At 73.7% G+C, this 9,870-nt stretch carries 9 protein-coding genes; 3 read left to right on the forward strand and 6 right to left on the reverse strand.

All coding sequences use genetic code 11. The features are described 5' to 3' along the window. Positions 1 to 32: 32 nt before the first annotated feature. Positions 33 to 890: a PaaX family transcriptional regulator gene (locus tag IO39_RS09110; protein ID WP_245641875.1), complete on the forward strand. Its 858-nt coding sequence runs from the start codon at positions 33 to 35 to the stop codon at positions 888 to 890. Between the two features lie 105 nt (positions 891 to 995). Then, a complete protein-coding gene (locus IO39_RS09115) occupies positions 996 to 1,466 on the forward strand; it encodes a proteasome activator (RefSeq protein WP_043619376.1) in 471 nt (156 codons plus the stop codon). Positions 1,467 to 1,555: 89 nt separating this feature from the next. Here the strand turns inward: IO39_RS09115 and IO39_RS09120 are convergent, their stop codons facing one another. The 6 genes from IO39_RS09120 to IO39_RS09145 all read right to left on the reverse strand — a co-directional run bounded on the left by IO39_RS09120 (position 1,556) and on the right by IO39_RS09145 (position 8,428). Continuing rightward, positions 1,556 to 2,725, reverse strand: a complete 1,170-nt coding sequence (locus tag IO39_RS09120; RefSeq protein ID WP_043619009.1) for a serine hydrolase domain-containing protein — start codon at positions 2,723 to 2,725, stop codon at positions 1,556 to 1,558. Between the two features lie 236 nt (positions 2,726 to 2,961). After that, on the reverse strand, positions 2,962 to 3,543 hold the full coding sequence (locus tag IO39_RS09125; protein ID WP_043619011.1) for a GTP-binding protein: 582 nt from the start codon (positions 3,541 to 3,543) through the stop codon (positions 2,962 to 2,964). After that, on the reverse strand, positions 3,524 to 3,874 hold the full coding sequence (locus IO39_RS09130) for a DUF742 domain-containing protein (protein ID WP_043619013.1): 351 nt from the start codon (positions 3,872 to 3,874) through the stop codon (positions 3,524 to 3,526). The genes IO39_RS09125 and IO39_RS09130 overlap by 20 nt, the downstream gene beginning before the upstream one ends. Further along, positions 3,871 to 4,296 (reverse strand): roadblock/LC7 domain-containing protein, encoded by a 426-nt coding sequence (locus IO39_RS09135; RefSeq protein WP_043619016.1) that lies wholly within the window; start codon positions 4,294 to 4,296, stop codon positions 3,871 to 3,873. The genes IO39_RS09130 and IO39_RS09135 overlap by 4 nt, the downstream gene beginning before the upstream one ends. Beyond that, positions 4,289 to 7,027: a sensor histidine kinase gene (locus IO39_RS09140; protein ID WP_043619019.1), complete on the reverse strand. Its 2,739-nt coding sequence runs from the start codon at positions 7,025 to 7,027 to the stop codon at positions 4,289 to 4,291. Before IO39_RS09140 ends, IO39_RS09135 begins: the two co-directional genes overlap by 8 nt. Before the next feature lie 225 nt (positions 7,028 to 7,252). After that, positions 7,253 to 8,428: an acyl-CoA dehydrogenase family protein gene (locus tag IO39_RS09145; RefSeq protein WP_084772535.1), complete on the reverse strand. Its 1,176-nt coding sequence runs from the start codon at positions 8,426 to 8,428 to the stop codon at positions 7,253 to 7,255. 247 nt (positions 8,429 to 8,675) lie between these two features. Between IO39_RS09145 and IO39_RS09150 the strand changes: the two genes are divergently transcribed. Next, positions 8,676 to 9,857, forward strand: coding sequence for an aminotransferase class I/II-fold pyridoxal phosphate-dependent enzyme (locus IO39_RS09150; RefSeq protein WP_169789035.1), 1,182 nt, complete (start codon positions 8,676 to 8,678; stop codon positions 9,855 to 9,857). The last annotated feature ends 13 nt before the right edge of the window (positions 9,858 to 9,870 follow it).

The raw sequence follows: 9,870 nt of genomic DNA on the forward strand, positions 1-9,870 counted from the left end.
CCCAAGATGGCCCGTCCGTCTACCCTCGGGCTGTGACTTTCCCGGCCGGAGGACCGCCGGGCGAGGGCGACCGCCCCGGGCAGCTCCCGTCCCCGCGCCCCCAGTCGCTGATGCTCAGCTTCCTCGGCATCCACGTCCTGGGCCGCGACGTCGCCGTCTCGGCCGGCAGCGTCATCGACGTGTTCGCCCGGCTGGGCGTGACGGAGGAGGCGGTGCGCTCGACGCTCACCCGGATGGCCAGGCGGGGGCTGCTGGCGCGGCACCGTACGGGGCGCAGGACGTATTTCGGGCTCACCGCGCGCGCCACCGACGTGCTGGAGGACGGCCGGCGGCGGGTCTGGGAGACCGGCGCGGTCAACCGCGACCGGGACGGCGTCTGGACGCTCGTGGGCTTCTCCCTGCCCGACAGCCGCCGCGACCTCCGCCACGACCTGCGCTCCCGGCTCGGCTGGGCCGGCTTCGGGCTGCTGCAGAGCGGCCTGTGGATCGCCCCCGGCGTCAAGGACGTCGGCCCCATCGTCGCCGACCTGGGCCTGGGCGACCACGTCACCGTGCTGACCGCCCGCGCGGCCGGGCCGACCGGGCCGGCCGACCTCGTGCGCCGGGCGTTCGACATCGAGCGCATCGCCGCCCGCCACCGCGCCTTCCTCGACCGCTGGGACACCCCCGCCCCGCAGGCCGCGCTGCCCGACGACCTGGCCCGCCAGCTCCTCCTGCACACCGACTGGCTGCACCTCGTCCGCCAGGACCCGCACCTGCCCGCCGAGCACCTGCCGCGCGACTGGCCCGCCATCCGGGCCGAGCGGGTCTTCCGCACCCTGGCCCGCGCGTACGAGGGGCCGGCGCGCGAGGTGGCCGGCGCCCTCCTGGACGAGCTGCCCCTGGGGTGACCGGGGCCTCCGGCGAAGATCTCGTTTCTGGCGTGAGCAGCGGATACGTGGGCAGGGGCCGTGATGACGGCGCTTTCGAGCGACCACGACCGACAGGACGGCGACATGACTTCAGTACCCGGTCCGCACCAGCCTGACAGGCCCGGCGGTCCCGTACCGTCCGAGCCGCCGGAGACGACGGTGGAGGCCGAGATCGGACGGGTCAGGGAGCCCGCGCGCCTGCTGCGCGTGAGCACCATGGCGCGCTCGCTGCTCGACGAGGCCCGCGGGTTGTCGCTGGACGAGCACGCCCGCGACCAGCTCCAGCTCATCCACACGCGGGCGGTCGAGGAGATCGGCGCCTCGGTGGCGCCCGAACTGCGCGAGGAGTTGCAGCGGCTGCTCCCGCATCCGTCGGAGGACCTCAGCCAGGCCGAGCTGAGGATCCTGCAGAGCCAGCTCGTCGGCTGGCTGGAAGGGGTCTTTCAGGGCATCAGGGTCGGGCTGACCCTCCAGCAGGCGGCCCGGCCGGACCTGCCGCCCGGCGTCCGGCCCCATCCGGCCCCGCCGCCCGGGGGCAGCGGCCCCTACCTCTGAGCGAGCGGGCCCGTCCGGGCGGCCGGTCCGGCCGGCTCAGGGCGGCTCGTTCGGGCGGCTCGTTCGGGCGGCTGGTTCGGGCGGCTCGTTCACGCGGCGCAGCGGTGGACGGTCTCGATGAGGGGCCTGACCCGGTCGTCGCAGCCCTCGATCAGCTCGGTCATCCGGTTGGGCACGTACGCGAAGCCCAGCTCGTTGTCCGGGTCGGCGTAGGCGAACACGCCCGTGACGCCGGGGTGGCCGAACGCCGTGGGGGAGCAGTCGCCCGGCCACATCGGACCGCCGGGGAGCAGGAAGCCGCGGCCGTACGAGGTGTGGCAGCGCAGGACCAGGTCCATGCCGCTGGCCTCGACGGTCCTGGCCCGGTCGGCCGTCTCCGGGCGCAGCAGCCGGATGCCGTCCACCTCGCCGATGAGCGCCGCGTACAGGCGGGCGAGCCCGGCCGCGTTGCCCGCGCCGCCGAACGAGGGGATCTCGGCCTGCGGGATGGCCGCCGCCGAGAACGGGTCGCCCAGCAGGCTGACGCTGCCGAACGTGGAGCGGTGGAACAGGGAGCGGGGGTCGCAGATGGCGCGGTTCAGGCCCGTCAGGCGCGGGTCGTCGCGGCCCTTGAGCAACTGCTCCACCGTGGGCGGCACCAGGTCGGCCACCTTGCGCTCCGCGCCGCCGGGCAGGCCGATGTGCAGGTCGAGGCCGAGCGGCGCGGCGATCTCGGTGGCGAAGAAGCGCCGCACCGACATGCCCGTGACCCGGCGCACGACCTCGCCCACCAGCCAGCCCATGGTCAGGCAGTGGTAGCCGTGCGCCTGCCCCGGCCGCCACGCCGGCCTGGCGGCGGCCAGCGCCCGGCTCACGGCCGTGCCCTGCTCGATGTCCACCAGGGTGAGCGGCGGATCGACGGCCACCACGCCCGACCGGTGCCCCAGCACCCACCGCAGCGGGATGTCCGCCTTCCCCGCGGCGGCGAACTCCGGCCAGTAGCCGGCGATCGGCGCGTCCAGGTCGAGCAGCCCGCGATCGACCAGCACCATCGCGGCGGCGGCGACCAGCCCCTTGGTGGCCGAGGCCAGCAGCGCGATCGTGTCGCACCGCCACGCGACCCCCTCGCCCGCCCACCCGCCCCACAGCTCGACGACCGGCCGGCCGCGCTGGTAGACGGCCAGGGAGGCGCCCAGCTCCCTGCCCTGGTCGAAGTTGCGGGCGAACGCCTCGCGCACCGGGCCGTAGCGGGGCTCGCACCTCCCGTGGATCTCGTACACGGCCCCCTCCTCACACCCCTTCGCCGCGCGGGTTACCGAAGGGGGTGGGTACCGAGCCGCCGGCGAGACGACCTACCGGCTACCCGGCAGGCCGCCGGTGAAACGGAGAGTGACGGGGCGGCGCGCCGACGCCGCGCAGGTGGTCGCCGAAACGGCGCCGGCGCGCCTGGTCTCCAGGTGCCCGAGGACGGCGCGGCAAACCTGCCCCCGGCCTCCGTCCCCGGGGTTGGAGCGGTCTAGGCGCCTTTGACCGCGTACGTCACCAGCGTCGTGAGGACGTCCCGGACCGATCGGCGGTCGCGCACGTCGCACAGCACGACCGGGATGTGCTCGCCCAGCCCGAGCGCCCGCCGTACCTTGCCCGGCTCGTACCTGCGGGCGCCGTCGAAGCAGTTGACGCCCACCACGAACGGGATCTCGCGCTGCTCGAAGTAGTCCACCGCCGGGAAGCAGTCCTGCAGCCGGCGGGTGTCGGCCAGGACGACGGCCCCGAGCGCGCCCAGCGCCAGCTCGTCCCACATGAACCAGAAGCGGTCCTGCCCCGGCGTGCCGAACAGGTACAGCCACAACCCCTCGCGGATGGTGATGCGGCCGAAGTCCAGCGCGACGGTCGTGGTGACCTTGGACTCCACGCCCGAGGTGTCGTCCACCCCGATGCCCCGGTCGCTCAGCAGCTCCTCGGTGTGCAGCGGCCGGATCTCGCTGATCGTGCCGACCATCGTCGTCTTGCCGACGCCGAAACCGCCCGCGATGAGGATCTTGATGGCCAGGGCCGGAGCGACCGTGGCCGTCCCGGTCTCAAAGGCTGCGTAGCCCATCCAGCACTTCCCTGTAGATGCGTTCATCGATCGCCTGCGCCATGGGGCGCGGGCGTTCGATGCGGACCAGGCCGTCCCGCCGCAGGTCGCCCAGGATCACCCGGGTGATGTTGAGCGGGAGCCTGAGATGCGCCGCCACGTCGGCCACCGGCGTGGGCCGGCGGCACAGCGCGAGCACGGCGCGATGCTCGGGGATCAGGTCCGCGGGCTCGGCGGGGTCGCCGGCCGTCACGACGATGGCCACCAGGTCGAACGACTCGCCCTGCGGGCGCGCCCTGCCCCCGGTCAGCCCGTACAGCCGGATCAGCGGCCCGGGATCCTCCCCGGTCATGGTCTCGCGCCGTTCCAGGCGGGTGCCGGTGCCGCTCCCCTCGGATTCGCGGAGAGGTGCTCGCCGACCCTCTTGACCATCAGCGCCATCTCGTACGTGACCATGCCCAGCTCCGCGTCGCCCGCGGCGAGCACGGCCAGCCGGGCGCCCTGGCCGGCGGCGGTGACGAAGAGGAAGCCCTCCTCCATCTCGATGATCGTCTGCCGTACGCCGCCCAGCCCGAAGTGCCGGCCCGCCCCCATGGCGAGGCTGTGGCTGCCGGCGGAGATGGCCGACAGGTGCTCGGCGTCCTCCCTGGTCAGGCCGCGGGAGCTGCCCATGGACAGCCCGTCGGCGGACAGCACGATCGCGTGCCGGATGCCGGGCACCCGCTGGATGAGGTCGTCGAGCAGCCAGCTCAGTTCGCTTCTGGCGTCAGGCATCGGGTTTGTCGTCCTTTCCGTTCCACATGTCGCCGTCGTCGATCTGCTCGTGCTCCGTCTGCCGGCGGCCTTCCTGCCAGCCACGTTGCATGGACGACATGAGCTGTGCGAGCTCCTCCGGCGAGCGCGTCGCGCTGCCGCGCCGCCGCGGGCGCGTGTCGGTACGGAGCTGGGGGGCCAGGCTGGCCTGCGGAATCCGCATGGGCAGCCCGTCGAGATCCGCGTCCGCCTCCTGGGCCGGGATCGTGACACTCCAGCCGGCGGGCGGGCCGCCCTCGAACGCCGGGCCGCCTCGGAACGCCGGCGCGGCCTCGAACGGCGGAGGGCTGTCGAACGCCGAACCCGTGACGAACGGCGAGCCGTTACCGAACGGCGAGCCGCTTGTGAACGGCGAGTCGCCGGTGAGCGGCGAGGCGTCGCCGAAGGGCGGGACGGTCTCGGGCACCGGGGAGGTCGCCGGCGGGAGCGGCGGCATGGGGCCCGCGTCGAACCAGGGACTGCGCGCCGGCGCGGCGCCGGCGTCCTGGCCGGTGTCACCCTCGGCGCCGTGACCGGTGCCGTGACCGGTGGCGGGCTCGTCGGCGCTCTCCGCGGCGGGCCCGGCGGCAGGACCCGTGGCGGGCCCGGCGGCAGGTTCCGTGGCGGGTTCCGGAACGGACGCCCTGGCGGGTTCCGGAACGGAGGCCGTGGCGGGTTCCGGAATGGAGGCCGTGGCGGGTTCCGGAACGGACGGCGTGGCGGGGGAGGCGTCGTGCGTGCTGCCGTTCACGGAGTCGTGGGCGCCGCCGTTCAGCGCCGCGACCTTGGCGGCGGCGGACGGCGCGGCGGTCAGGGCGGGCTGCTCGGCGCCGGCGAGCAGGGCGGCGGGCAGCAGCACGATCGCGGTCGTCCCGTCGTACGGGGACCGCCGCAGCATGATCTTGATTCCGTGCCGGGCCGCGAGCCGCCCCACCACGAACAGCCCGAGCCGGTCGCTGTCGGCCAGGTCGAACTCCGGCACGTCGGCCAGCCGCGCGTTCAGCCCGGCCAGGGCGGCGTCGGTCAGCCCGAGACCGCGGTCCTCCACCTCCAGCGCCAGGCCGTTGGCCGCGGTCACGCCGCGCACCTGCACGGTGGTGTTGGGCGGGGAGAAGACGGTCGCGTTCTCGACCAGCTCGGCGACCAGGTGGATGACGTCGGTGACCGCGGCGCCGACCAGCATCGGCGCGTCCGGCATCGGCGCGACCGTCACGCGGGTGTAGTCCTCGACCTCCAGCACCGCCGCGCGCACCACGTCGAACAGCGGCACCGGGTCCCGCCAGCGGCGCGCGGGCGACGAGCCGGACAGGATGATGAGGTTCTCCGCGTGCCGCCGCATGCGGGTGGTCAGGTGGTCGAGCTTGAACAGGTCCTCCAGGACCTCCGGCTCGTCCACCCGGCGCTCCATGGTGTCCAGCAGCGAGAGCTGGCGGTGCAGCAGCGCCTGGTTGCGCCGGGCCAGGTTGAGGAAGACCTGGCCGACGCCCTTGCGCAGGGCCGCCTGGCCGACCGCGGCCTCGACGGCCGTCCTGCGGACCAGGGAGAAGGCGTTCACCACCCGGTCCACCTCGGCGGTCTCGGCCACCGGGTCGAGCCCCGGCGCCTCGGTGGCGGGGTCCACGTCGTCGCCGCGGCGCAGCCGCTCGACCAGCCGGGGCAGCCGCTGCTCGGCCAGCTCCACCGCCGAGCCCTGCACCCGCCTGAGCTCCTCGACCAGCGAGCGGCCGAACCGGTACGACAGCCACACCGACAGCACCACGGCCGCCAGGCCCAGCAGCAGGACGAGCCCGATCCGCCAGTACGCCCCGGTCTTCTGCGCCTCGCCCGACGCCGCGGCGCGGGCCAGCTCGGCCTGCGTGTCACGGTTGATCTGGGCCAGCACGGCCTCGGCGTCGCCGCGCCACTCGGCGGCCGAGACGGGCGGGGCGCCGCCGGTGTCGTACGAGAACAGCTCGTCCTCGACCGCCACCAGCCGCCGGTAGGCGGCGCTGGACACCAGCCGGTCGTAGCTCGCGCGCAGCTCGGGCCCCGCGTCGCGCTCGGCGGTGGCCAGGGCGAGCCGGCGGCCGGTCATCGCGGCGACGAACGCGGCGCGGTCGGTCGGGGTCATGCTGCGCTGCACCAGCGTGGCGGTGAGGACGGCGTGCTCGCGCCACAGGTACTCGGCGGAGGTGCTGTAGGCCGTCATCCCGCGGACGGACTGGTAGGCCGAGGCGTCGCTCATCGCGTCGCGGTCGGTGAACTGCTGGTTCGCCACGGCGATCAGGTTGTTGTACGCCTCGATGATCGTCAGCGCCGGCGCCAGCACGCCTCCGTCGGCGGAGGCCCGCAGCGACTGCAGCCCGTCCAGGGCCTGCACCATGCTCTGCACGTTGGCCGGCCGCTCGCCGCCCGCCGCCCCGGAGTCCAGCTCGGTGATGATCTGGCGCAGCCGGGCGACGTGGTCGTCGGTGACCCGCCGCTGCTCGGCCAGCGGCTTGTACGCCGCGGTGCCGTTCGGCGCCTCGGCCGAGAGCTGGCGTTCCCGCTGTAACTCCACGATCAGTCCCAGCACCGGCGCCCCGATCGACTCCCACCGGTCCTGGATCTGCGAGACCGTGGTGATCTCGTCCACGCTGGAGTAGGCGATGAACCCCCAGAGGGCGACCATGGAGACCAGCGGAAGCAGGAGGATCCTGAGCAGCTTGGTGCGAAGAGGCGGGGGCGAGCTCATCCTTCGTGTCCCATTCCGCGCGTGGTGGATGCGCCGGGCAGTCGTGACCTTGCTACCGCCCCCCGAGGTTGCCCGCCACGACTGGGTGCGCCTGTGGTCCGTCCACTATGCCCATGGGGCACATGTACTTCAAGGTACGGATGCGAAGAATCATGCGAATCGCGTGTTGACTCTTTGTCAACACACGGTTCGTGATCGTGATGACGCCTGTGTGACGCCGCGTGATCAGACGAAGGCGCTCAGCCCCGTGATCGCCCGCCCGACGATGAGGCTGTTGATCTCCCGGGTGCCCTCGTAGGAGTAGATCGCCTCGGCGTCGGCGACGAACCGGGCGATGTCGTAGTCGAGGATGATGCCGTTGCCCGCCAGCAGCTCGCGGGCCCAGCCCACGACCTCCCGCATGCGCGTCGTGCAGTACGCCTTGGCCAGCGCCGAGTGCTCGTCGCGGAAGACCTCCTCGTCCTGTAGCTGCGCCAGGCGCACCACCATGCCCAGGCAGGCGGTGGCGTTGCCGAGCATCTTGACCAGCAGGTCCTGGACGAGCTGGAACTTGCCGATGGGCCGGCCGAACTGCTCGCGCTCCTTGGCGTAGCGCAGCGCGATCTCGTACGCGGCGATCATGATGCCGACCGCCTGCCAGGCGACGCCGCTGCGGGTCCTGCGCAGGATCTTGGCGGTGTCGCGGAAGGAACGGGCCTCCTGCAGCCGGTGGGACTCGGGCACGCGGCAGCCCGACAGCGTGATGTCGGCGTTCTGCACCGTGCGCAGCGCCATCTTGTCCTCGATCTTCGTGGCGGTGAAGCCAGGCGTGTCCCCCTCCACCACGAACCCCTTGACGTGCCCGTCCGCCTCGTCGCGGGCCCACACCACGATCAGGTCGGCGAAGGTGCCGTTGCCGATCCAGCGCTTGGCGCCGTCCAGCACCCACGTGTCGCCCTCGCGCCTGGCCGTGGTGCGCAGGCCCCCGGACACGTCCGAGCCGCCGGTCGGCTCGGTCAGCGCGAACGCGCCGATCTGCTCCATCCTGCTCATCGCGGGCAGCCAGCGCTCCCGCTGCTCCGCCGAGCCGCACGCCGCGATGCTGCCCATCGCCAGGCCGGTGTGCACGCCGAAGAACGTGGCCATCGACGGGTCGGCGTGGGCCATCTCCAGCGCCAGGAAGCCGCTGAGCAGGCCGCTGGGCTTGGGCCCCGGGCACTCGGGGTAGGCCAGGCCGGCGATGCCCAGCTCCGCGTACTCCTTCACCAGGCCGACGGGGAACTCCGCGCGCACCCAGCAGTCGTTGGCGATGGGCGCCACCTTCTCCTTGAGGAACTCGCGCACGCGCAGCAGGATGCCGCGCTCCTCGTCAGAGAGCAGGTTCTCGAACTCGTAGAAATCTCCGGTCAGCAGCTCGGACATGGTGCACGGCTACCCGAGCGGAAGCGGCACGAACCGGCCCGCCGATCACACCCGGCACGAACCGGCCCGCCGATCACACCCGGCGCGAGCCGTCGCGCCCGGACCGCCGCGGCTCCGCGCCGGCGCGAACCCTGCGGTCGGGAACGGCCGGGCCGTGAGACCGATCACGCGGGCGCGCCCGGAACGGCAGACTTTCGCATCACACGGTCCGCATGTCCGGGAAAGGCAGTGATGCGCGATGCTCGACGTGTTCGACAGATGCCGGCTCCACGACGACTTCGAGCCCGTGGCGGAGCTGGGCGCCTACCCCTACTACCGGCCCGTCCAGGAACGGCCGGCCACCGGCGAGGTCGTCGTGGACGGGCGCGTGCTGGTGTCGGCCGGGTCCAACGACTACCTGGGCCTGTCGGCCGACCCCCGGCTGAAGGAGGCCGCCTGCCGGGCGATCCGCCTGCTGGGCACCGGAACCTCGGGATCGCGGCTGGTCAACGGGTCGCTCGCGCTGCACGAGACCCTGGAGGGGCGGCTGGCCGCCTTCCTCGGCCAGGAGGCGGCCATGGTGACCGCGACCGGCTTCCTGGCCAACCTCGCGCTCAGCGCGCTGGTGGGGCCGCGCGACGCCGTACTGGCCGATCAGCTCATCCACGCCTCCCTCATCGACGCCGTCCGGCTCTCGCGCGCCCGCATGCGCCGCTACCGGCACAACGACCTCGCGCACCTGGAGCGGCTGCTGCGGGAGTGCGACCCGGGCGCGGCCGGGCTGATCCTCACCGAGGGCATGTTCTCCACCACCGGCACGCTGTGCGACCTGCCCGGCATCGCCGCGCTCGCCCGCCGGTACGGCGCCCGCCTGGCCCTCGACGGAGCCCACGACATCGGCCTGCTCGGCGCGGGCGGCCGCGGCGCCGCCGAGCACCACGGCCTGGAAGGGGCGGCCGACCTGCACACCCTGGCCTTCTCCAAGTGCTTCGGCACCACCGGCGGGGCGGTGGCGGGGCCCGGGCAGATCATCGTCTACCTGCGCCACCACGCCCGCGCCATGATCTTCTCCGCCGCCCTGTCGCCCGCGAGCACGGCGGCGGCGCTGGCCGCGCTCGACGTCATCGAGACCGAGCCGGAGCGCCGCCGGCGCGCGCTGGCCGCCGCCGACCGGCTGCGCGCGGACCTGGCGGGGCTCGGCTTCGAGACCGGCGCGTCGCGCACCACGATCATCCCCGTGCACGTCGGTGACACGGTGATGTGCTGCCGGTTGTGGCGGGAGCTGTTCGACGAGGGCGTGTTCGCCACCGCCATGGTGCCGCCGAGCGTGCCCGAGGGGCGGGCGCTGATCCGCGTCAGCACCACGGCCCTGCACACGGAGGCGCAGCTCGACCGCATCGCCACCGCCTTCGCCGCCGCCGGCCGCCGCCTCGCCCTCATCCCCTCCTGACGAACGCGACCCG

Origin of the sequence: Nonomuraea candida, from assembly GCF_000725485.1 — a bacterium.
Classification (GTDB): domain Bacteria; phylum Actinomycetota; class Actinomycetes; order Streptosporangiales; family Streptosporangiaceae; genus Nonomuraea; species Nonomuraea candida.